The following is a 21,834-nucleotide window of genomic DNA, read 5'->3' as shown; positions in this document are numbered from 1 at the left end:
ACAATGGATGCCTTCGACGAACTGATGACCTTGCGCGACGCCCCTCGTCCCGCCGCCGACGAGGTCACGATCACCGGCTCGGACCCGCTTTTCGCGTCGCCGTTCCGGATCGGCGAAACCCTCGCCGACGCACTCGCCGCCCGCGCCGTCGCCGCGAACGACCTGTGGGAGCTGCGGACCGGGCGTCGGCAGAAGATCGCGGTGGATGTCCGCGCCGCCGCGGCCACCGCTCTCGGCGGTGAAGACATGACGCTCATCCGTTCCGCTTCCGGCGAATATCGCCCTGCACCGCTTTCGCCCGCAGTCGAGCACATGGTCGCGCTCACCCAGCCTTGGCCGACCGCCGATGGACGGTGGTTTCTGCCGCATTTCAATCTGCCGCACTTGGAACGCCGGGTTTTGGATGTCCTCGATTGCGAGGCGGCGCCTTCCTCGGTTGCCGCTGCTGTCGCCAAGTGGAAGGCCGATGATCTGGAAGACGCTATCGCCGCCGCTGGCGCCTGCGGGGGAGTCGTGCGGACGCCGGAGGAATGGCTCGCGCATCCGCATGGCGCGTATCTGGCGTCCCGGCCGGTGGTCGAGATCAGCAAGATCGGGGAGAGTGCTCCTTCTCCGCTGCCCGCTGGGGGCGCTTCGCCGCTGTCGGACGTCCGGGTCTTGGACCTGACTCGCATTCTGGCTGGGCCCACTGCCGCGTTGAGCTTGGCGGAGCACGGGGCGAATGTGCTGATGGTGACGGCTCCGCATCTTCCTCAGGTGGCTCCGTTCGTCCGGGATACCAGTCATGGCAAGCGAAGCACTTATCTCGATTACTCCACAGTGGACGATGCTGCGCGGTTGCGTTCTTTGGCCAGTACCGCGGATGTGTTCGTCGAGGGTTATCGCCCGGGGCGGATGTCAGCTCATGGGTTCGGTCCGGAGGATCTCGCGGCGCTGCGTCCGGGGATCGTTTATGTGAGCGTGGACTGCTTCGGTTCCGGCGGTCCTTTCGGGATGCGTGCTGGATGGGATCAGGTCGCGCAAGCTGTGACTGGTGCTTGTGTGATTCAGGGAGGGGACCGTCCACAGTTGACACCGGTGTACTTGTGCGATTTCCTCACCGGTTTCCTGGGAAGTTACGGCGCGATGCTGGCTTTGGCGCGGCGGGCTCGGGAAGGTGGGTCTTATCACGTGCGGGTTTCGCTGTGCCAGTCGTCGATGTTGTTGCAGCGGCGGGGATTGCTGACCTCCTACGCGGATGCGCCCGGTCGTCTTTCGCGCGAGGAATTCGAGCGCTACGCAGTGGTGGACGACGGGACGATCTATGGCGATTTGAAGAGTCTCGGGCCAGTGATCCGGATGAGCGAGACCCCGCCGCGGTGGGAGGGGACTACGCCTGAGCTGGGGAGCTCCCGGCCGGAGTGGTGACCTGCGGTTTCCGGGAGGTGGCCGTTCGGTGGCGGCTTCGTGCGAATTTCTTGTTCCGCCGTAAATCTGCGTGTTTTGCCTATGCGGTTAGCGCCAGGGCGGCCGCGCGGGAGGTGCGGGATTTCCGTGCGGCCTACCCGCATTTCGGGCGGGCGCACAATCTCGGCCACGACGTGATGGCTGACCACCTGGCGGCGCATCGCGGGTTGCTGGCCGTCGCGTGGAGGCAGCGGCGGTGGGATCGGGTGGTCGCGCAGCTCTTTCTGATAGGTGGGGCTGCCCTGTTTGACCGGAATCCGCGGAACCCGTCCGGCGTCGCCTGAACCGCACTTAGTCCGAGGACGTACTATTATGGGCGATGCGGGGACAGGCTCCGGCGGACCGGACGGGCTGCTGGGGCGCGGGTGCGTAGTTAAGGTCGAGGGATGTCGACAGCAGTGGGTGGGTCAGCGAAAGGCGGCTCGCGGGCGGGGCGGCGGGTGAGCCTGGAGGCTCCGACGGATCTCGCTGCCGCGCCCGGGTACGGGGCTCGACGGCTGTACCAGGCGTATTTGGCGGCTTGGAATCGGCATGTCGACTCGGTGCTGACGGGGCCTCAGTTCGCGGTGCTGTCGGCGGTGCGGGCGTATCCCGGGTTCGATCAGACCGCGTTGGCCAAGGCGGTCGCGCTGGACACGTCGACGATGGCTGATGTGTGCCGGCGGTTGGAGAACCGGGGGCTCATTGCTCGGGGTCCGGCGCCGCATGATGCTCGGGCGAAGGTGCTGACGTTGACGGATGACGGGTTGGCTGCGTTCCGCGAGGTGACTCGGCGGACTCGGAAGCTGGATCAGGCGTTGCTTGAGGGGTGTCCGGAGGAGCGGCGGGGGGAGATCGCGGGGATGTTGAACGAACTGGGGGCGTTGTGGGAGGCGGTTGCTGAGCGGTCGGAGATTTGAGGGTTCTCCGGCGGCTCGTCGCCTGGCGGCGACCTTGCCGTGGGGGTTGCGTGGGGCACCCCGAAGCTTGATTGTGCTGACGGTTCGGGGGTGCTTGTCAAGGCGGGAAAGATGCCTTGACAAGCACCCCCGAACCGCAGGGGAGCTTCGTATCGGGGTTGGGGGAGGGCTGGGTGCCTCGCTCGTTGGGTGCGCTGGCTGCGGTTTGGTGGTGGGTGGCTGGTCGGGTGCGCGGGCTGCGGTTGGGGGTGCGCGTGGCTGGTTGGTTGCGCGCGTTGCGTTTGGGTTGTGCGTGGCTGGTTGGGTTCGCGGGTCGCGGTTGGGTTGCGCGTGGCTGGTTGGGTTCGCGCGTCGCGGTTGGGTGCGCGGGTGGCTTGGGTGGTTGGTCGCGTTGGGTGCGCGGGTGGCGCCTTCGCCCAATGAGGTTGCTCGGTAGCGCGGTGGGTGGGTACGCGCGTTGCGGTTGGAGATGCGCGTGGCCGGGTGGTTGGTCGCGTTGGGCTCGCAGCGTGGGTTGTGGCCCAATGAGGTCTTCTCGGTAGGGCGGCAGGCGGGGTGCTGCAACGGTGCTCGTCAGGGCGGGTGGTGCGCTGGCGGCGAGGCGGGCTTTGCGCCTCTGGAAGTCCGTGAAGGGCTCCTTGAGGGAATCAGATTCCCTCAAGGAGCCCTTCACGGACCGCGGCTTCGCGTGGCGGGGTTTCGTCGGTGGGGTGAGAGTCCTTGCCTGCTGCTGGAATCCCCAATGTGGCGGCGGGTGCGTCTGACGCACCGAATGCCACATTGGGTGCGCATTGTGGCGGCGGATCGGGGGAGGACCCCGGTGGGCGAGCCTGCGAATGGACCTCTTGCGGTCGGCAGAGGGTCGTGAAGGGTCCCTTCAGGCAAGCCGGGCCCGCGAAGGGTCCCCTCGCAGGCGGCAGTGGGTCGTGAGGGGCCCCCTGAGGGAATCAGCGGCTGTGAGGGTGGCCCTCACGTACCGCCGCCCCGCCCCGCCGCACTGCATCGCCCCGCTGCCCCGCCGCACCGCCCCGGGAACCGCGGCATCGCCTCGTTCGGTGACTGCGCCGCCACCCTGCGCGGCTGAAAGCGCCTCCCTGCCAGCAAATTCCCCGCAGACTATTGCGTGTTCGGATAATCCGTGTTCGGATTAACCGCGTCCGGGGCTAGGTGAGCCGGAGGCGGCTAGCGGGTAGGAGGTCGGCAGGTGGCGGCGAGTCAGTCTTTCGAGGTAGTGGTCGCCGGCGGCGGGTTGGGCGGACTGTGTGCTGCCTTGTCGTTGCGGCAGCGCGGGTTGCGGGTCACGGTGGTCGAAGCGGCGCCGCAGTTGGGGGAGATCGGGGCTGGGATCCAGACTGCGCCCAATGCCAGCCGGATCCTGATCGGGTTGGGGTTGCGGGCCGAGTTGCAGCGGGTTCGGTGCGAGCCGCAGGATCAGGTTCGGCGGCGGTGGGCCGACGGCAGCATTATCGCGCAGTTGCCGCTCGGGCAGCGGGTCGTGGACAAGTACGGGGCGCCTTATTGGCACTACCATCGGGCGGATCTGCACTCCGTTCTCCTGCGGGCGTGCATCGACCCGGACGGGGCGGGGCCGGTGGTGAAGGTGGCTACCGCGGCGAAGGTCGTGGATCTTGACCGGGGGAATCCGGAGCGGCCTGCGGTGATTACCGAGGACGGGCGGCGGTTTGAAGGGGACGTCGTCGTCGGGGCGGACGGGATTCGGTCTGCGGTAAGGGATCTCGCGGGGTTTGACGACACGCTCGCGTTTTCCGGCGAGATGGCGTACCGGGCGTTGATTCCCGGGGATTCGATCGCGGCGGATCCGGCTACCCGGTTCCTGGTCGATCGCTACCATTCTACGATTTGGTACGGGCCGGACAAGCATCTGGTGCATTACATGATCCGCGGCGGCGAGTATCTGAACGTGGTGGCGATTGTGCCGTGCACGGAGGAAGTCGAGAAGAACTGGAGTGCGCCGGCCAGTGCGGAGCAGCTCGCGGCCGAGTATTCCGATTGGGACGACCGGGTGCCGATGATGCTGTCGAAGGCCAAGGACGACGTCTCGGTCTGGGCGATGTACCGGCGGCGTCGCGATCCGGTGTGGGTGGACGGGCGCGTCGCGTTGCTCGGGGATGCTTGCCACGCAATGCTTCCGTACCAGGCGCAAGGGGCGTCGCAGGCGATGGAGGACGGGGCAGTCCTCGCGGAGGAACTCGGGCAGGCGACGCGCGACGGGATCGACACCGCGTTGACCCGGTATGTGCACCGGCGGGCCAAGCACGCCGGGATGGTGCAGGACGCATCGCTGCAGAATATGAGTTTTTACCACTTGCCGGACGGTCCGGCGCAACGCGAGCGCGACGAAAAACTGCGGAGTTTCGACGGCGAGTCCGATGTGTCCTACGACTGGCTGTGGAACGGAACTCCGCTCAACGACCCCGACAACGAATCGATTCACTACCAGTTCGCCCGATAGCACGAAAACGGCACACGCAGACTTCGCAAAGGAGCAAAGGCTATGCGTACCGGAGACCAGGTGGTCCAAGACTTGCCGTGGCGCTGGCGCGTCCAGGGCAAGATCTTCCTCATCGGCGGGCTCGGCTACATGTTCGACGCCTGGGACGTCGCGCTGAACGGATTCCTCACCCCGCTGGTGGGCACGGAATTCGGGCTGTCGGCGACCCAGCGGGGGTTTGTCGCCACCGCCAATCTGATCGGCATGGCGGTGGGGGCGGTCGCCTGGGGGACGGTCGCGGACCGGATCGGGCGGAAGCGGGCGTTCAGCATTACGTTGCTGTTGTTCGCGTTCTTCTCGGTGTTCGCGGCGTTGTCGCCGAACATCGAGGTGTTCCTGCTGCTGCGGTTCCTCGCCGGAGTCGGGCTGGGCGGCTGCATTCCGGTCGATTACGCCATTGTCAGCGAGTTTTCGCCGCGCAAGCAACGCGGCCGCGTGCTGTCCGCGATGGACGGATGGTGGCCGGTCGGCACGACGCTGGCGGGGGCGTCCGCGACGCTGCTGGTCCCGGTTTCCGGGAACTGGCGGTGGATGCTGGTGCTGATGATTCTCCCGGCGGTGCTGTTGTTCTGGGCGCGGCGCGGGGTGCCGGAATCGCCGTTGTACCTGGTGCGCAAGGGGCGCGAAGCGGAAGCCCGGCTGGTCATCGACGACCTGGTCGAGCGCACGGGCGCGCCGAAGGAGCCGTACCGGATTCCGCCGGCGGTTCAGGAAGACAAGCGCGGCGGCGGGGTGTTCGCGGCCGTCGACCAGCTGCGGCGGGTCTGGGCGTACAACCCGAAGGTCACCGGGGTCGCGTGGGCGCTGTTCATCACCGTGATGCTGGTGTACTACGCCGCGCTGAGCTGGATGCCGTCGATCCTCAAGGCGCAGGGCTTCGGGGAGATCGCCGCGTTCGCTTCGACCACTTTGATGAACGCGCTCGGTATCGTCGGCGTCGTGGTGGCGGTGTTGCTCGTGGACCGCATCGGCCGCAAGCGGGTCATCGCCGCGGCCGGGCCGCTCGCTGCGGTCACGCTGGTGATTTTCTCGCTGGTGCTCGGGTCGGCGGGAGCCGCGGTGGTGGCGATCGGCGCGTTCGGGCTGTTCTCGCTCATCGTCATCCCGGTGATGTACGCCTTCGTGTCCGAGCTGTACCCGACGGAGCTGCGCGCGTCGGGCTTCGGCTGGGCGTCGTCGTCCAGCCGGGCGGTCACCGGATTCGCGCCGCTGCTGTTCGGCAGCGTGCTGTGGCCGGTGCTCGGGCTGCCGCTGACGTTCACGCTGCTCGGCCTGCTCGTCGTCGGGGCCGTGGTGTTCATGGTCTTCTGCGCGCCGGAAACCCGGGGCCGGGAGCTGGACCGGATCGACGACGAGACCGCTCCGGAGCCGCACCAGTCCGAACTGGACGCAGTCTGATCCGCCGCAGCAGAAAGGGAATCGCATGAAGCCCGCCGCGTTCGCCTACCATCGGGCGCACGACGTCGCCGACGCCGTCGGCCTGCTTTCCGACCTCGCCGGGCAAGGGCGGGAGCCGAAAGCGATCGCGGGCGGGCAGAGCCTGATGCCGATGATGAGCTTCCGCCTGGCCCGCCCGAGCGACCTGGTCGACCTCGGGCGGCTGCGGGACCTGCCGGGGATGACCGACATCGTCCACGCGGGTTCGACGCTCCGCATCGGCGCGATGACGACGCACCGTCAGGTCGAGGTGGCCCAGCTCAGCCCGGGGTTCGCGGTGCTGGCGGAGGCGATGCGGTACGTCGGGCACCTGCCGATCCGGTCGCGCGGCACGGTCGGCGGCAGTCTCGTGCACGGCGACGCCACCGCGGAGTGGTGCATGCTCGCGCTGCTGCTGGACGCGGTGATCGTCGCCGAAGGACCGAACGGGCGCCGCGAAATCCCGGCCGGGGAGATGTTCTACGGCTTCTACGCGACCGCGGTGGAGGCGGACGAGGTCGTCACCGAGGTCCGGTTCACCCGGGCGGCTCCGAAGGCCGCTTTGACCGAGTTTTCCCGCCGTGCCGGGGATTTCGCGACAGTCGCGGCGGCGGTGACGCTCGAACCTCGCCAGGACGGTTCCTTGGCAGGCGGAAGGGTGGTGCTCGGCGGGGTCGCGCCCGCGCCGTTGCGGGTTCCGGAGGCGGAGGAAGTGCTGGCTGGTGGTGAGCCAGGGCCGGAGTTGTTCGCTGAGTGCGGCCGGGCGGCGGCGGAGGCGATCGATCCGCGGAGCGACGCGCAGGGCAGTGCGGATTACCGGCGGGCGCTGACGAGGACGTTGGTGGCGCGGAGTTTGGGCCAGGCATGGGAGAGGGGAGACCGGTGAGGACATCCGAAGAACCCCGCTTCGACGGCCGGGGCGGCAAGTGGATCGGCGCGTCCGTGCGCCGTCGCGAGGATCCGCGGCTGGTCACCGGCCGGGGGCGGTTCGTGGACGACATTCACCTCCACGGCATGCTGCACGCCGGGTTCGTGCGCGCGACCGTCGCACACGGCAAGATCACCGAACTCGACCTCGCCGCCACCCGCGAAGTGGACGGCGTCGTAGCCGCGTACTCGGCGGAAGACCTCCAGCTCGGCGACATGGTCGCGCTGCTGGATCGTCCGCCCGAGGAGTTCACGCCGACCACGATGCCGATCCTCGCGCGCGGCAAGGTGCGGTTCGTCGGCGAGCCGATCGCGCTGGTCATCGCGAAGGATCCGTACGCGGTCGAGGACGGCATCGAGGCCGCGCAGGTGAGTTACGAGGTCCTCGACGCCGTCGTTTCCGAGGAGACCGCGCTCGCCGAGGACGCGCCGCTGGTGCACGAGGACGCGCCGAGCAACGTGCTGCTCGACGTCACGGCGTTCGACACCCCGGGCGTCGACGAAGCGTTCGCGGACGGGTGCGTGATCGAGCTCGTCACCCGCAGCGGCCGGCAGAACGCGTTGCCGCTGGAGACGCGCGGCGCGGTGGCGTCCTGGGACGACCGCGACGAGCAGCTTCTCGTCCAGACCTGCAGCCAGGTGCCGCACCAGGTCCGGACCGTGCTGGCGCGTTCGCTGCGGATTCCGGAGCGTTCGGTGCGCGTCGTGGTCCCGGACATGGGCGGCGGCTTCGGGCAGAAATGCGTTGTGGGGCGCGAGGAAATCGCTGTCGCGGCGGCGGCGAAGCGCTTGCGGCGGCCGGTCAAGTGGATCGAGGACCGCAGCGAAGCGCTCGCTTCCGGGTTCCTCGCCCGCGAACAGCGATACCGCACGCGTGCGGCGTTCACTCCGGACGGCGAGTTGACCGCACTGGAATCCGACATCGTGTGCGACATGGGCGCGTACTCGTGTTATCCGTTCACCGTCGGCATCGAACCGTTGATGGCGGCGGCGGAAATGCCGTCGGTGTACCGGGTTCCGGCTTACCGCGTGCGGGCGAGGGCGATCACCAGCAACAAAGCGCCGACCGCGCCGTACCGCGGGGTCAGCCGTCCGCAGTACGTGATGGTGATGGAGCGGATCATGGACTTGGCGGCGCGCAAGCTCGGTCTCGACCCGGTGGAAATTCGCCGCCGCAACGTGATCACCGAGTTCCCGTACACCGGCATCAACAAGGTGACCTACGACCCCGGCAGCTACCTCGAATCGCTGGAGCTGGGCGAGAAGATCCTCCGCGACGAGGGCTGGTACGACCTGCGCGAGAAGAATCCGCACATCGGCATCGGCTACAGCTGCTTTTCCGAGCGCACAGGCTACGGCTCCGAGGCGTTCGCGAAGCGGAAGATGACCGTCGTGCCCGGGTTCGACGTGAGCGAGATCCGGATGGACCTCACCGGTTCGGTCGTCGTCACGAGCGGCACGATCAACCACGGGCAGTCCCACGAAACGACGTTCGCGCAGATCGTCGCGGAACGGCTCGGCGTCGACCTCGCCAAGGTCAAGCTGCGGCAAGGCGACACCGAACGGATTTCCTACGGCTGGGGCACTTTCGCGTCCCGATCGGTGACGATCGGCGGCTCGGCGGTGGCGACGGCGGCGACCCGGCTGGGCGAGCAGCTCTGCGTCATCGCGGCGCACCTGATGGACACCCGCGTCGAGAACGTCGGCCTCGACGGCGACGGGGGAGTCATCCAGCTCGACGACCCCGGCCAGCGGCTTTCGTTCGAGGAGATCGCCGACGTCGCGTACCTGCGCAGCCACCTGCTGCCCAAGGAAGCCGAGCCGACGCTCACCGCCACCGCGGCGTTCGACGTCCCCGGCGACGGCACGTTCTCGAACGCGACCCACGCGGTGGTGGTCGAGGCCGACCCGGGCACCGGACAGGTGAAAATCCTCCGTTACGCCTGTGTCGAGGACTGCGGCGTGGTGATCAACCCGAAGGTGGTCGACGGCCAGGCGCGCGGCGGGATCGCGCAAGGCATCGCCGGCGCGCTGTTCGAGGAGGTCACCTACGCCGAGAACGGCGAACCGTCGGCGGCAAGCTTCATCGACTATCTCGTCCCGACCGCCGCGGAGATTCCCGACATCACCGTCGACCACCTCGAAACCCCGTGCGCCTTCACCGAAAGCGGCGCGAAGGGGGCCGGGGAGGGCGGCACGATCGGCGCCCCCGCCGCCGTGCTGAACGCGGTCAACGACCTTCTCTGGCACACCGGGGTCCAGCTGGAGCAGACCCCGGTCCACCCCGAGGCCGTCCTCGCCGCGCTCGCCGCGGCCGACCGGGAGAAAGCGGGTACCGGCGCATGACCGACAAACAGCTGATCGTCCTGACCGTCAACGGCGAGGAGCACGAACTGCTCGTCGAACCGCGGTGGACGCTGCTCGACGTGCTCCGGCACAACGTGGGCCTCACCGGCACGCACGTCGGCTGCGAGCACGGCGTGTGCGGGGCGTGCACGATCCTGGTCGACGGCGAACCGGTGCGCGCCTGCCTGATGTACGCCGTGCAGGCGGAAGGCTGCGCGATCCGGACCGTCGAGGACCTCGGCACCCCGGAGGAGCCGAACGATCTGCAGCAGGCGTTTTCGGAGCACCACGGCCTGCAGTGCGGCTTCTGCACGCCCGGTTTCCTCATGCTCGCCGAGGGATTCCTCGCCCAGGAGCCGTCGCCGACGCGAGAGGAGATCCGGGAGACGGTGTCGTCGAACCTGTGCCGCTGCACCGGATACCAGACCATTGTGGACGCGATCGAGGCGACCGCCGCGCGGCGGTGCGCGGGATCCGGCAGGAAAGAGGACGCGGTCCGATGATTCTCGAGAACACCCTTGACCTTCCCGGCGATCCGGACACGGTGTTCGCGCTGCTCAACGACGTCGAGCGGGTCGCGGGCTGCCTGCCCAGCGCGGTACTGGAGGGCCGAGACGGCGAGTCCTACCTCGGCAAGGTCAAGTTCAAGGTCGGCCCGGTCAGCGCCGCGTACGCGGGCAAGGTCCGGTTCACCGAAATCGCCGAGGGCGAGCGTCGGCTGCGGCTGTCGGCCCGGGGCGCGGACAGCCACGGCAACGGCGACGCCGAAGCGGACGTCACGCTGACCCTGGTGCCGGGTCCGAAGGGTTCGGCGCTGAACCTGCACACGGATCTGGTGGTGCGAGGCAAAATCGCGCAGTTCGGCAAGGGCGCGATCAGCACGGTGTCAAACCGGATCCTGCAGCAGTTCGCGCAGAATCTCGGTGCGCTGCTGGAGAACGGCGGCACCGCACCGGCTCCGGCGGCACCAGCGGCCGCCGCCGCGCCCGCCTCGGATTCGCTCGACGGACTGGCGATGCTGTTGCCGCCCAACGCGAAGCGCTATCTCCCGATCGTCGCGGCTGGCGCGCTCGGGCTGTTCCAGGGCTGGCTGCTCGGCCGGGTCCGGGCGCAGCACAAACTGATCAAGGAGCTGCTGCGTGAACGCGCCTGAGAACGGACTGCACGGCACCGAGACCGACCAGACCTACGCCCGCGCGGGGTTCGGAGCCGCGGTGCCCAGGGGAACCGCGCCGGTGCTGGTCGTGGTCGACCTGACTCGCGGCTTCACCGAACCGGAATTCCCTTCCGGCGCAGACCTTTCCGCCGAAGTCGAAGCCGCTGACGCGCTGGTCCGGGCCGCCCACGAGAGCGGAGCGCCGGTCGTCTACACCGCGATCAGCTACACCCCCGCGGAGGCCGACGGCGACGCGATCGCGTGGCTGCGCAAGGCTCCCGGCATGCGGAGCCTGCGCGACGGAAGTGCCGAGGTCGCGCTCGATCCCCGGCTGGAACGGCACGACACTGACCACCTGATCGTCAAGAAGGGCGCGTCCGCGTTCCACGGAACGAGCCTCGCCGCGCTGCTCACCGGCCTCGGCGCGGACACCGTGCTCGTCTGCGGCGCGACGACCTCGGGGTGCGTCCGGGCCACGGCGGTCGACGCGGTCCAATCCGGCTTCAACACCCTCGTCGTCCGCGAAGCCTGCGGCGACCGCGCGCGGGGACCGCACGACGCCGCTCTCTTCGACCTGCAAGCCAAATACGCCGACGTGATCGGCCTGGGCGAGGGCGTCGAGCTGCTCGCCAAGGCCCGCTAGGAGTTCCCGCATGTCTTCTGTTTCCGACCGGGTGCTGACCCAGCCCGCGCTCGCCGACCTGGCGGACGTCCCGGCGGCGAGCGTCTGGGTGCGGTCCGGTTCCGTCCGGCTGCACGTCCTCGACTACGGCCCCGCCGACGGCGTCCCGCTCGTGGTGCTGCCCGGGATCACCAGCCCGGCGATCACCATGGACTTCGTCGCGCGCGAGCTGACCGACCTCGTCCGTCCGCTGGTGCTCGACGTCCGCGGCCGCGGCCTGTCCGACGACGGGTCGAGCTATGCCCTCGACGCGTACGCCGCCGACGTCGAAGCGGTCGTCGGCCAGCTGAACCTGTCCGCGCCGCTGCTGTTCGGCCACTCGATGGGCGCGCGGATCGCGGCGAAAGCCGCGCTGTCCGGCGGGATCGCGGGCACCGTCCTCGCCGACCCGCCGATGAGCGGTCCCGGCCGGCCGTACCCGACCTCGCTGGCGGTCTTCGAGTCCCAATTGGACCAGGCGCAGCGGGGGACCAGCGCGGACGAGGTCGCCGCCTCGTGGCCGCGGTGGCCGCGCCGGGAACAGGAACTGCGCGCCCGCTGGCTCGCGTCGTGCTCTCGGACGGCCATCGCGGCGACGCACGAGGGTTTCGAATCCGAGGAATTCCTTCCGCTGTGGGAAAATCTCCCGGGACCCGCCGTGCTGCTGTACGGCGCGGAAAGCCCGGTGGTGACCGCAGCGGACGTCGCGGTGCTGGAGAAATCGAAGCATCCGCTCGCCGGCGTCGAAAACGCCGGGCACATGATCTTCTGGGACGAACCGCGGCCCGCCCTGCAGGCGCTGCGTTCGGCGTTGAAAGACCTGCTCGCCCGCTGACCCCGGCGTGTTTTTCGCACTCGGATAATCCGTATTCGGACAATCAAGGAGGTCGCCATGGACCAGAACCTGTTCAACGACATCTGCTTGCGCCAGCTGACTTTTTCCGGCGTGCACGAGGGCGAGACGGTCGTCGTGCTGACCCGCGGCGCCGAGCGCGCCGAGTACGCGGACGCCTTCCTCTGGGCCGCCCAGCAGCTCGGGGCGGCGACCTATCACATGCGGCTGCCGTCGCCGGCGAACGCGTCCGGCGCGTGGGCGGTCGGGCAGTCCGGTCTTGACCAGCTGCCGCTCGCGGTGGACGCGCTCAAGGCCGCGGACATGGTCGTGGACTGCACGTTCCTGCTGTTCAGCGAGGAGCAGTTCGCGATCCAGGCCGCCGGGACCCGGATCCTCACCGCGGTCGAGCCGCCCGAGCTGCTGGCCCGGCTGATGCCGACGAAGGAACTGCGCGAGCGCGTCGAGATCGGCGCGGAACTGCTGGCCAAGGCGAAGACCATGCGGATCACCAGCCCGCACGGCACGGACGTCACCTACCAGCTCGGCGTGTACCCGACGATGAGCGAGTACGGCTACACCGACCAGCCCGGCCGCTGGGACCACTGGCCCGCGGCGTTCGTCTTCACCGGCGGTTCCGACGACGGCGTGGACGGCAAGATCGTGCTCGCGCCCGGCGACGTGCTGCTGCCGTTCAACACCTACGTGCAGACGCCGGTCGAGCTGACCATCGAAAAGGGCTTCATCCAGGACATCCGCGGCGGCGCGGGCTCGTCCGGCCTCGACGCCGACCTGCTGCGCAGCTACATCGAGTCCTTCCACGACCCGCGCGGCTACGGCATGTCGCACGTCGGCTGGGGCCTCGACGAGCGGGCGCACTGGCACGGCCTGACCCAGTTCCCCGGCGGCATGGGCATGGAGCTGCGCAGCTTCTACGGCAACGTGATGTTCTCGATCGGCCCGAACAACGAACTCGGCGGCCCGAACGACACGGCCTGCCACTTCGACATCCCGATGCGCGGCAACAGCCTGTACCTCGACGACGAGCTGATCGTCGACGCGGGCGAGCTGACCGTGAAGGACATGCGCCCGGCGGCGAAGCGATGACCGACCACCACATCGGGATGATCGTCCCGAGCTCCAACCTGACCATGGAAACCGAACTGCCGCGGATGCTGCGCGCCCGCGAGGAGCGGTACCCCGACGACCGGTTCGTCTTCCACTCCGCCCGCGCGCGGATGCAGCATGTGACGCCGGAGCAGTTGCGCGCGATGAACGCCCAAGCGGAGCGCGCGGCGACCGAACTGGCCGACGCGCGACCGGACGTCGTCGCGACTGCCTGCCTGGTCGCGATCATGGCGCAGGGGCCGGGTTATCACTGCACCGCTGAGGATTCGATCGCCTCGGCGTTGCGCGCGGAAGGCTCGGACGCGCCGGTGGTCTCGTCGGCGGGCGCGCTGCTGTCCGGGATCGCCGCGCTGGAGGCGAAGCGGGTCGCGATCGTGACGCCGTACCTGAAGCCGCTGACGCAGGCTGTTGTCGAGTACCTGGAGGACGCGGGCGTCGAGGTGGTCGACTCGCTCTCGCTGGAGGTGCCGGACAACCTGGCGGTGGCGCGGCTGGACCCGGCGGATCTGCTGGCGCACTACCGGAAACTGGACCTGTCCCGGGCGGACGCGCTGGTGCTGTCGGCGTGCGTGCAGATGCCTTCGCTGCCTTCGATCCAGCCGGTCCAGGACGCGGTGGGGATCCCGGTGCTGTCGGTGGCCACGGCCACGACGTTCCGGATCCTCAGCGAGCTGGGGGTGCGGCCGGAGGTGCCGGGGGCGGGGCATTTGCTGAGCGGGAAGGTGGCGGCGGTACCGGCCGCCTAGCGCGGCTGGCTCGGCAGTCCGCGACGGGACCCCTGAGGGAATCTGATTCCTTCAGGGGTCCTCGCGTACTGCCCGGTCGGCGGGGCAGTTCGGCTTCGGGTGGTTGCCGTGCGGCGCAACGGGTAACCGGTGGGTTCCCGACACCCGAGGAGGCAGCATGGCCGCACCCACCCGAACCGACCTGATCACCGTGATCACCGACGACCACCGCGACGTCGAGCGGGTGTTCGCCGAGCTCGAGAGCGAACCCGAGGCGGGGAACCGGAAAGACGTGGTCGACCACGTGATCGCCGAGCTGGTCCGGCATTCGGTCGCCGAAGAGCAGCTCATGTACCCGGCCGCGCGCAAGCACCTCGACAACGGCGACGAGATCGCCGACCACGAGATCGAGGAGCACGCCGAGGCCGAGAAGGTGATGAAGCGGCTCGAGCGCAAGAATCCCGGCGAACCGGAGTACGAGGAGCTGCTCGGCAAGCTCATCGCCGACGTCCGCCACCACATCAAGGACGAGGAGAACGACCTGCTCCCGCGGCTGCGCGAGGCGTGTTCGGCCGAGGAGCTGGACCAGCTGGGCGAGCGGGTGCTGGCGGCGAAGAAGATCGCGCCGACCAGGCCGCATCCGCACGCGCCGAGCAAGCCGCCGCCTGCGAACCTGGCCCTCGCGCCGGGAGCGGCGTTCGTCGACAAGATCCGCGACGCGCTGACGGGACGGAAGAGCTGAACCATGACTGACGACGTGTTCGTGCTCGGTCTTGACGAGGAGAACGAGCGCATCCTGAAAAGACTCCCGTCCGCGGCCGGGCTGCGGTTCCGCCCGTTGCTCAGCCCGGACGAGCTGCAGCACGGCGAGATCGACTTCCCGGACCTGATGAAGAAGGCCCGCCAGCAGCTGGACGATTTCGACGGCGAACCCGCCGCGATCGTGACTTATTGGGACTTCCCGGCCGCCACCATGGTGCCGCTGCTGTGCGAGGAGCGCGGCCTCCCGCACGTGCCGCTCCCCGCGGCGCTCAAATGCGAGCACAAGTACTGGAGCAGGCTCGAACAGCGGAAGGTGATCGACGAACTGCCGCCGTTCGGCATCGTCGACCTGGACGGGGAGCCGCGGCCGCCGGCTGGAGTGGACTTCCCGATGTGGCTGAAACCGGTCAAGGGATTCTCTTCGGAACTGGCGTTTCACGTGCGGGACATGCAGGGCTTCGCGGACGCTGTCGAGGAACTGCGGGAGGGTGTCGGACGGGTCGGGGACCCGTTCGAGGACGTGTTGCGCCAGGTCGATCTGCCGCCGGAAATCGCCGAGGTCGGCGGGGCCGCGTGCCTGGCCGAATCCGAACTGCACGGGGTGCAGGCGGCGGTCGAGGGGTACGTCTGGAAGGGCGAGGTGCGTCTCTACGCCGCGCTGGATTCGGTCGATTTCCCTGGCCGGTCTTCGTTTTTGCGACACCAGTACCCGTCGCAGCTGCCCGACGAGACCGTCCGGCGGATGTTCGACATCGCCGAGCGCGTGATGCGCCAGGTCGGTTTCGAGAACGGCACGTTCAGCATCGAGTTCTTCTGCGACCGGCAGTCCGGGCAGGTGTGCCTGCTGGAGATCAACCCGCGGCACTCGCAGTCGCACGCGGAGCTGTTCGAGCTGGTCGACGGCGTGGCCAACCACGAAATCATGCTCCGGCTGGGACTCGGCCAGGAACCGCAGTTCCCGCGCGGCCGCGGGCAGTACCACATCGCCGGGCGCTGCTACCTGCGCCGCTTCGACGGCGACGCGGTCGTCACGCGGATCCCGACGCAGGACGAGATCTCCGGGCTCTGCCAGGAACTCGGCGGCACGACGATCTCGATCACGCCGGAGGAAGGCCAGCGGCTGTCGGAACTGCCGGAGCAGGACAGCTACTCCTTCGAGTTGGCGGAACTGATCATCGGCGCGGACACCGAGGACGAACTCGAGGCGAAGTACGCGAAGTGCGAGGAACGGCTGCGCTTCGAGTTCGAGGACTGAACAGGAGGGCAGCGGGTGGACGGGGACGTCGAGACGCTGTACGAGAACTCGCTGTGGAAGAACCGCGTGGTGGGGCACGTGCGGGCGGCGAACACGTCGAAGTCCCGCGCGGAAGCGGTGAAGACGGGGCGGCATATGGCGAAGGCTCGGCGGTCTGTCCACATTGTCCGGGCGGAGGACGGGACGGTGGCAAGCCGCGACGACTACCGGACTAGTCGTCGCGGCGTGCCGCTGCCGCCGGAGTGAGGCTCGCGGTGGGGTGCCGGTGGGCCGGCTGAACAGGTCGAGTCCGGTGAGGTCCGCGCGGGCCGGTGCTGCGGCGGAATGACCCTAGCGGCGGAGGATGCGCTCGATGTGGTTGCGCGCCTGGCGCCCTTCGGGGATCTGCTGCATGAGCCAGTTGTGGAACATGCCGGGGTACTCGGCGTAGTCGACGTCGATCCCGGCATCGCGGGCGCGGGAAGCGAAGCGGCGGGCGTCCGGGAGGAGGACGTCGCGGGTGCCGATGAACAGGCTGAACGGGCCGAGTCCAGACAGATCCGCGTACAGCGGGCTGATTCGCGGATCGTGCGGGTCGGTGCCTTCGGCGTACATCTTGCCCGCCTCGCGCAGGCCGGTGATGCCGAGCATCGGGTCGTGTTCGTCCAGTACGACCGAAATCGGGTCTTCCAGGGTCACGTCGAGCCACGGCGAGATCAGGATCGTCTGTTTCGGCTGCGGGCGGCCCTCCTCCCGGAGCCGCTGCGCGACCGCCAGTGCGAGCGCGGCGCCGGCGGAATCGCCGGACAGGACGGTGTTTTCCGCCGGCTCCGCACCGAGCGTCTGCTCGAACGCGGCCTGCACCATGGGAATCGTCTCGGCGTTGCTGTGCCGCGGGACGAGCGGGTAGATCGGCAGCGTGACCGTGCAGCCGAGCCGGCGCACCAGGTCGGCGGCGAATTCCCAGTGGTGTGATTCGATTTCCTCGACGTAACCGCCGCCGTGCAGGTGGAAGACATGCAGCCCGGCCTTCGCGCGCGGCCGCACGGTCCAGCACGCGAAGCCGTGCACCTCGCGGTGTTCGAGGTCGTAGTGCTTGCGCAGCTTCCTCGGCGGCCGGGCTTGCGACGGCCGCTGGTGGCGGTGCAGGCGCTGGTGCAGCACGCGAGCGTTGTCGTAAAAGGCTTTCTGCCGCGTCGCGCGCAGATGCGCCTGATACAGCTGGGCTTTCATGCTGATCATGTGCACCGGGTACCCGTTTTCCTGCCGCGGGCAACTCCGTTTCGGGCGCGCGGGGCCGGGTACCCGGCAGGCATGATCACGCGCGCTCTTCCCTCGCTGCCGTACGAGATCATGGAGGACGAGGACGTCCGGATCCCGGTTTCGGACGGCACCCGGCTGGCGGCGCGGATCTGGCGGCCCGCCGGATCGGAATCGCTGCCTGTGCCGGGGATCGTCGAGTACATTCCGTACCGCAAGCGAGACCTGACCTCCGTCCGCGACTCGATCCACCACCCCTACCTGGCCGGGCACGGCTACGCCTGCGTGCGCGTCGACCTGCGCGGCTCCGGGGAATCGGAGGGCGTGCTCGCGGACGAATACCTGGAACAGGAACAACAGGACGCCGAGGACGTGCTCGCCTGGCTCGCCGACCGGCCGTGGTGCGACGGGCGCACCGGCATGATGGGCATTTCCTGGGGCGGGTTCGCCGCGCTGCAGGTCGCGGCGCGGAAACCGCCGAGCCTCGGCGCGATCGTCGTCTCCTCGTTCACCGACGACCGGTTCGCCGACGACATGCACTACATGGGCGGCTGCCTGCTGTCGGACAACATCGCCGAGTCCGGGACAATGTTCGGCGAGGCGACGATGCCGCCCGACCCGGCGCTGGTGGGGGACCGCTGGCGCGACATGTGGCGGGAACGGCTGGAAAACTGCAGCCTGTGGGCCGAACAGTGGCTGCGGCATCAGCGCCGCGACAGCTACTGGCGGCACGCTTCGGTTTCCGAGGACTACTCCGGGGTGCAGTGCCCGGTGCTCGCGTCCAGCGGCTGGGCCGACGGCTACTCCAACGCGGTCACCCGGCTGCTGTCGCATCTCGACGTGCCGTGCCGCGGGCTGATCGGGCCGTGGTCGCACAAGTACCCGCACCTCGGCGAGCCCGGCCCCGCGATCGGCTACCTGCAGGAAGTCGTGCGCTGGTGGGATCACTGGCTCAAGGACGTCGACAACGGGGTCATGGACGGCCCGGTCCTGCGCACGTGGATGCAGGAGAGCGTGCCGCCGTCGACGTCCTATGAGGACCGTCCCGGACGCTGGGTCGGGGAGGCGGAATGGCCTTCGCCGCACGTCCGGCCGACGGAGTACGCCCTCGCGCCGCACCGGCTCGCCCGGCCCGGCGAGCCGGTGGCCGAGGAGCCGCTGAGTGTCGCGTCGCCCTTGTCGGTGGGGCAGTTCGCCGGGAAATGGGCGTCGTACAGCGCGCCGCCGGACCTGCCGTACGACCAGCGCGAGGAGGACGGCGGTTCGCTCGTGTTCGACACGGACGTGCTCGCCGAGCGGTGCGAAATTCTTGGTGCGCCTCGGGTGCGGCTGCGGGTCTCGGCGGACCAGCCGGTGGCGATGGTGGCCGCGCGGCTGTCGGACGTCGCCCCGGACGGCCGGGCGACGCGGGTGACCTACGGCCTGCTGAACCTCACGCACCGGGACGGCCATGAGGAACCGGAACCGCTTGCGCTGGGCGAAGAGTACACAGTGGACTTTGAGTTGAACGGGGTGGCGCAAGCGTTTCCGGCCGGGCACCGGATCCGGCTCGCACTGTCCACTTCGTACTGGCCGCTCGCGTGGCCGCCGCCGAAACCGGTGACGCTCGCCGTGCGGACCGGGGCGAGCGCGCTGACCCTGCCGGTGCGGCCGACCGGCGAACCGGACGAGGTCGCCCCGGACGAGTTCGGCGAGCCGGAAGGGACGCCGCCGCTGCCGACCACGCAGGTGAGCCGTCCGGAGCAGAAGTGGACGGTGTCGCGGGACCTGGTCGACTACCACTCGGCGCTGGACGTGGTGAAGAACTCCGGCACGATCCGGTACGACGACATCGATCTGGAGATCACTCGTGATGTGCACGAGTGTTACTCGTGGGTGGCGGATGATTTCTGTTCTCCGGTGGCGGAGACGTCGTGGACGGTGACGTTCGAGCGGGGGGAGTGGCTGGTGCGGACGGAGACGTATACGCGGGTGAGTTGCACGCCGGAGGAGTTCGTGATCGACGCGCAGCTGGACGGGTACGAGGGGGATCGGCGGTTGGTGTCGCGGAATTGGCATCGCCGGGTGCCGCGGGATCTGCTGTGAGCGGCTAGTCGACGAGCTGTTCGGACACCGCCCGGTCGCCGAGCGCGATGGTTTCCCTCGGGGTCCCGTCGGAGATCTTGCGCAGCGCCGCGGCGGCTGTCTTGAACAGCGGCTGCTTCGACACCGGATCCCAGGCCGTGATGGTCAGTTCGTTGGCCGCACGGACGCCGTCCGCGCCGGTCGGGTCGGCGGTGTCCCAGTAGCCGTAATGGAAGGGCAGGAACAGCACTCCGTCGCGGATCCCGCACGGGCGCGCCTTGGCGCGGACGCGGCCGCGCGGGGTGCGGATCTCGAGCAGGTCGCCCTCGGTGATTCCGGCGCGTTCGGCGTCCTGGCGGGACAGTTCGGCCCAGACTTCCGGGGCGGCGGTTTCCAGCTGCGGTGCGCGGCCGGTCTTCGTGCGCGTGTGGAAGTGGTACAGCGTCCGCCCGGTGATCAGCGCGAACGGGTAGTCGGTGCTCGGCGGTTCCTCCGGTACCAGGTACTCGGCGGGTTTGAGCATGGCTTTGCCGTCCGGGTTGTACTCGCGGTATTCCTCCGGGCTGACTGGTTCGCCAGTGTGCAGGTCTTTTCCGTATTCCTCGCAGTAGTCGGGATCGGCGAAGAATTTGCCGTCGGCGTAAAGGCGTTCGGTGCCGTCCGGATGGGCTTCGTCGACCGGCCACTGGACGCCGCTGACCACGCGGAGCTTCTCATAGGACAGTCCACTGTAGTCACAGGGTCGTCCGGCGGACGCCTTTTGCCAAGCCGCGTAGGCAGATTCCGAGTCGTGCCAAGGCGGGAAGGCCGCGCCGTCGCGGTCGCGCAGGTTCATCTGGCGGGCGTAGTCGAGGAAGATGTCGAGATCTGGGCGCGCTTGCCCGGGCGGGTCGACCGCTTTCTCGGACAGATGCACGGTGCGGTCGGCGTTCGTGAAAGTCCCGGTTTTCTCGCCCCACATCGCCGCGGGCAGCACCACGTCGGCGAATTCCGTGGTTTCCGTGCGGAACGCGTCCTGCACGACGAGGAAAAGGCTGTCCTGGCCGAGGATCTTCCGGACCCGCGCGAGTTCGGGCAGCGACACCGCGGGGTTGGTCGCGGAGATCCACCAGAACCGCAGGTCGCCGCTCTCGGCGAGGTCGAGCATCTTCATCAGGTGGGTCGGCGGGCCGTCGTGCGGGATCTGCTCCATCGGCACATTCCACAGTTCGGCCAGCTGAGCGACGTGCGCGTCGTTGTTCCAGTTCCGGAACCCGGTGAGATCGCCGTTGGCACCGCATTCGCGGGTGTTCTCCGCGCTCGGCTGGCCGTTCATCTGCAAAACGCCGCAGCCTGGTTTGCCCAGCATTCCGCGCAGCAGCACCAGGTTGTTCACCTGCACCGCGGCAGCGGTCGCCTGGTTCGATTGGTAAAACCCTTGCAGCACAGTGCACAGCAACCGGTCAGTCGTCCCGACCAGTCTCGCCGCGGAACGGATTTCATCGGCCGGCACCCCGCAGATCGACGCGGCGCGCTCGGGCGGATAGTCGCGGACGACCTTGAGGAGATCGTCGTAACCCACGGTGTGCTCGTTGATCCACGCCTCGTCGCACCAGCCGTGCAGGATGACCTCGTGCAGGATTCCGTTCATCAGCGCGACATTCGTTCCGGGCAGCGGAGCCAGATGCAGTTCGGCGGCTTCTGCGACCGGAGTCTGCCGCGGATCGACGCACAGCAGGCGCGGCGGTTGCGGGCCGGCGAGCCGGTCGAGGATGCGGGACCACAGCACCGGTTGCGTCGCGGCGACGTTGTGTCCGAACAGGGCGATGACGTCGGCGTGGTCGATGTCGGTGTAGGAGGACGGCTGGCCGTCGCAGCCGAAGCTTTCCTTCAGCGATTCGCCCGCGGTCGCGGTGCACAACCGGGTGTTGCCGTCGAGGTGGTTCGTGCCGAGTGCGCCGCGGGCGATCGCGGCCAGCGTGTAGTACTCCTCGGCGAAAAGCTGTCCGCTGGTGTAGAAGCCGAGCGAGGTGGGGCCTTCGGTGTCGAGCAGTGCACGGCTGCGCTGGACGATCCGGTCCATCGCTTCGTCCCACGTGGACTCGCGGAGCACCCCGTTGTCGCGCACCAGCGGGGTGCGCAGCCGGTCCGGCGCGTTGTTGGCCTGCCAGCCGAAGAGGTCCTTGGGGTCGAGCCGGCCGTGGTTGACGCGATCGTCGGCCCGGCCGCGGACGCCGGCGATCCGGCCGTCCTTCACCGCGATGTCGAGACCGTCGCCGTTGGAATGCAGGACCGCGGCGGTGCGGACCCAGCGGTCGACGTCGCCCGGCTCAAGCCCGTCGGCGAGGTGGCAGTCGACCCGCACCGGCCAGTCCTCGCCCGGACCGTACGGCGTGCGCATGCCCCATGGTTCGGCGATTCCGTCCCGCACCCTGTCTCCCTCTCTCGCCCGACCCGCGCGGGTACCCCGGAAGGCGGCGGCCAAAC

19 protein-coding genes are annotated in these 21,834 nt (G+C 68.9%); 17 read left to right on the top strand and 2 right to left on the bottom strand.

Annotated features, from left to right (window positions below; all coding sequences use genetic code 11):
- Positions 1–3 precede the first annotated feature (3 nt).
- From DMP23_RS45875 to DMP23_RS45805, 16 genes are all read left to right on the top strand, one after another.
- Entirely contained in the window at positions 4–1,407 is a 1,404-nt protein-coding gene (locus tag DMP23_RS45875) for a CoA transferase (protein WP_337825003.1), read from the top strand.
- Positions 1,401–1,730 (top strand): DUF3703 domain-containing protein, encoded by a 330-nt coding sequence (locus DMP23_RS48205; protein ID WP_443111379.1) that lies wholly within the window; start codon positions 1,401–1,403, stop codon positions 1,728–1,730. Before DMP23_RS45875 ends, DMP23_RS48205 begins: the two co-directional genes overlap by 7 nt.
- A 114-nt stretch (positions 1,731–1,844) precedes the next feature.
- The gene (locus DMP23_RS45870) at positions 1,845–2,345 is read left to right on the top strand and encodes a MarR family winged helix-turn-helix transcriptional regulator (protein ID WP_043833973.1); all 501 of its coding nucleotides are present in this window, start codon (positions 1,845–1,847) and stop codon (positions 2,343–2,345) included.
- A gap of 1,204 nt (positions 2,346–3,549) precedes the next feature.
- Positions 3,550–4,818 (top strand): FAD-dependent monooxygenase, encoded by a 1,269-nt coding sequence (locus DMP23_RS45865; protein ID WP_275292818.1) that lies wholly within the window; start codon positions 3,550–3,552, stop codon positions 4,816–4,818.
- Positions 4,819–4,860: 42 nt separating this feature from the next.
- Positions 4,861–6,255, top strand: coding sequence for an MFS transporter (locus tag DMP23_RS45860; protein ID WP_037813179.1), 1,395 nt, complete (start codon positions 4,861–4,863; stop codon positions 6,253–6,255).
- Positions 6,256–6,280: 25 nt separating this feature from the next.
- Entirely contained in the window at positions 6,281–7,159 is an 879-nt protein-coding gene (locus DMP23_RS45855) for an FAD binding domain-containing protein (RefSeq protein WP_337825002.1), read from the top strand.
- Positions 7,156–9,546 carry a xanthine dehydrogenase family protein molybdopterin-binding subunit gene (locus tag DMP23_RS45850; RefSeq protein WP_337825001.1) on the top strand — a complete coding sequence of 797 codons (2,391 nt, stop codon included), beginning with the start codon at positions 7,156–7,158 and terminating at the stop codon, positions 9,544–9,546. The genes DMP23_RS45855 and DMP23_RS45850 overlap by 4 nt, the downstream gene beginning before the upstream one ends.
- Positions 9,543–10,049, top strand: a complete 507-nt coding sequence (locus DMP23_RS45845; protein ID WP_336159574.1) for a (2Fe-2S)-binding protein — start codon at positions 9,543–9,545, stop codon at positions 10,047–10,049. The genes DMP23_RS45850 and DMP23_RS45845 overlap by 4 nt, the downstream gene beginning before the upstream one ends.
- The gene (locus tag DMP23_RS45840; protein ID WP_337825000.1) at positions 10,046–10,699 is read left to right on the top strand and encodes an SRPBCC family protein; all 654 of its coding nucleotides are present in this window, start codon (positions 10,046–10,048) and stop codon (positions 10,697–10,699) included. The genes DMP23_RS45845 and DMP23_RS45840 overlap by 4 nt, the downstream gene beginning before the upstream one ends.
- A complete protein-coding gene (locus DMP23_RS45835) occupies positions 10,686–11,345 on the top strand; it encodes an isochorismatase family protein (RefSeq protein ID WP_336159572.1) in 660 nt (219 codons plus the stop codon). Before DMP23_RS45840 ends, DMP23_RS45835 begins: the two co-directional genes overlap by 14 nt.
- A 10-nt stretch (positions 11,346–11,355) precedes the next feature.
- Positions 11,356–12,198: an alpha/beta fold hydrolase gene (locus DMP23_RS45830; protein ID WP_337824999.1), complete on the top strand. Its 843-nt coding sequence runs from the start codon at positions 11,356–11,358 to the stop codon at positions 12,196–12,198.
- Between the two features lie 57 nt (positions 12,199–12,255).
- Positions 12,256–13,302, top strand: a complete 1,047-nt coding sequence (locus tag DMP23_RS45825) for a leucyl aminopeptidase (RefSeq protein ID WP_037813170.1) — start codon at positions 12,256–12,258, stop codon at positions 13,300–13,302.
- On the top strand, positions 13,299–14,069 hold the full coding sequence (locus DMP23_RS45820) for a maleate cis-trans isomerase family protein (RefSeq protein ID WP_337824998.1): 771 nt from the start codon (positions 13,299–13,301) through the stop codon (positions 14,067–14,069). Before DMP23_RS45825 ends, DMP23_RS45820 begins: the two co-directional genes overlap by 4 nt.
- A gap of 157 nt (positions 14,070–14,226) precedes the next feature.
- Complete coding sequence (locus DMP23_RS45815) at positions 14,227–14,790, top strand: hemerythrin domain-containing protein (protein ID WP_337824997.1); 564 nt, start codon at positions 14,227–14,229, stop codon at positions 14,788–14,790.
- Positions 14,791–14,793: 3 nt separating this feature from the next.
- Entirely contained in the window at positions 14,794–16,065 is a 1,272-nt protein-coding gene (locus tag DMP23_RS45810) for an ATP-grasp domain-containing protein (RefSeq protein WP_337824996.1), read from the top strand.
- A gap of 15 nt (positions 16,066–16,080) precedes the next feature.
- The gene (locus DMP23_RS45805; RefSeq protein ID WP_336159567.1) at positions 16,081–16,311 is read left to right on the top strand and encodes a DUF2188 domain-containing protein; all 231 of its coding nucleotides are present in this window, start codon (positions 16,081–16,083) and stop codon (positions 16,309–16,311) included.
- 84 nt (positions 16,312–16,395) lie between these two features.
- Here the strand turns inward: DMP23_RS45805 and DMP23_RS45800 are convergent, their stop codons facing one another.
- On the bottom strand, positions 16,396–17,286 hold the full coding sequence (locus tag DMP23_RS45800; RefSeq protein WP_336159566.1) for an alpha/beta hydrolase: 891 nt from the start codon (positions 17,284–17,286) through the stop codon (positions 16,396–16,398).
- 72 nt (positions 17,287–17,358) lie between these two features.
- On the opposite strand from DMP23_RS45800, the gene DMP23_RS45795 reads away from it, so the two are divergent.
- Positions 17,359–19,389, top strand: coding sequence for a CocE/NonD family hydrolase (locus tag DMP23_RS45795; protein ID WP_336159565.1), 2,031 nt, complete (start codon positions 17,359–17,361; stop codon positions 19,387–19,389).
- A gap of 4 nt (positions 19,390–19,393) precedes the next feature.
- Here the strand turns inward: DMP23_RS45795 and DMP23_RS45790 are convergent, their stop codons facing one another.
- Complete coding sequence (locus DMP23_RS45790) at positions 19,394–21,778, bottom strand: molybdopterin oxidoreductase family protein (protein ID WP_337824995.1); 2,385 nt, start codon at positions 21,776–21,778, stop codon at positions 19,394–19,396.
- Between the last annotated feature and the right edge of the window lie 56 nt (positions 21,779–21,834).

Source organism: Amycolatopsis sp. A1MSW2902 (assembly GCF_017312175.1).
In the GTDB taxonomy this organism is placed as follows: domain Bacteria; phylum Actinomycetota; class Actinomycetes; order Mycobacteriales; family Pseudonocardiaceae; genus Amycolatopsis; species Amycolatopsis nivea.
The sequence above is the reverse complement of the archived record's forward strand: the minus strand, read 5'-3'. Positions and strand labels throughout refer to the sequence as shown.

Coding starts and splice junctions, on each gene's coding strand:
- DMP23_RS45875 (WP_337825003.1), top strand. CDS start 4: ATGGATGCCTTCGACGAACTGATGACCTTGCGCGACGCCCCTCGTCCC.
- DMP23_RS45860 (WP_037813179.1), top strand. CDS start 4,861: ATGCGTACCGGAGACCAGGTGGTCCAAGACTTGCCGTGGCGCTGGCGC.
- DMP23_RS45855 (WP_337825002.1), top strand. CDS start 6,281: ATGAAGCCCGCCGCGTTCGCCTACCATCGGGCGCACGACGTCGCCGAC.
- DMP23_RS45845 (WP_336159574.1), top strand. CDS start 9,543: ATGACCGACAAACAGCTGATCGTCCTGACCGTCAACGGCGAGGAGCAC.
- DMP23_RS45840 (WP_337825000.1), top strand. CDS start 10,046: ATGATTCTCGAGAACACCCTTGACCTTCCCGGCGATCCGGACACGGTG.
- DMP23_RS45830 (WP_337824999.1), top strand. CDS start 11,356: ATGTCTTCTGTTTCCGACCGGGTGCTGACCCAGCCCGCGCTCGCCGAC.
- DMP23_RS45825 (WP_037813170.1), top strand. CDS start 12,256: ATGGACCAGAACCTGTTCAACGACATCTGCTTGCGCCAGCTGACTTTT.
- DMP23_RS45820 (WP_337824998.1), top strand. CDS start 13,299: ATGACCGACCACCACATCGGGATGATCGTCCCGAGCTCCAACCTGACC.
- DMP23_RS45815 (WP_337824997.1), top strand. CDS start 14,227: ATGGCCGCACCCACCCGAACCGACCTGATCACCGTGATCACCGACGAC.
- DMP23_RS45810 (WP_337824996.1), top strand. CDS start 14,794: ATGACTGACGACGTGTTCGTGCTCGGTCTTGACGAGGAGAACGAGCGC.
- DMP23_RS45800 (WP_336159566.1), bottom strand. CDS start 17,286: ATGATCAGCATGAAAGCCCAGCTGTATCAGGCGCATCTGCGCGCGACG.
- DMP23_RS45795 (WP_336159565.1), top strand. CDS start 17,359: ATGATCACGCGCGCTCTTCCCTCGCTGCCGTACGAGATCATGGAGGAC.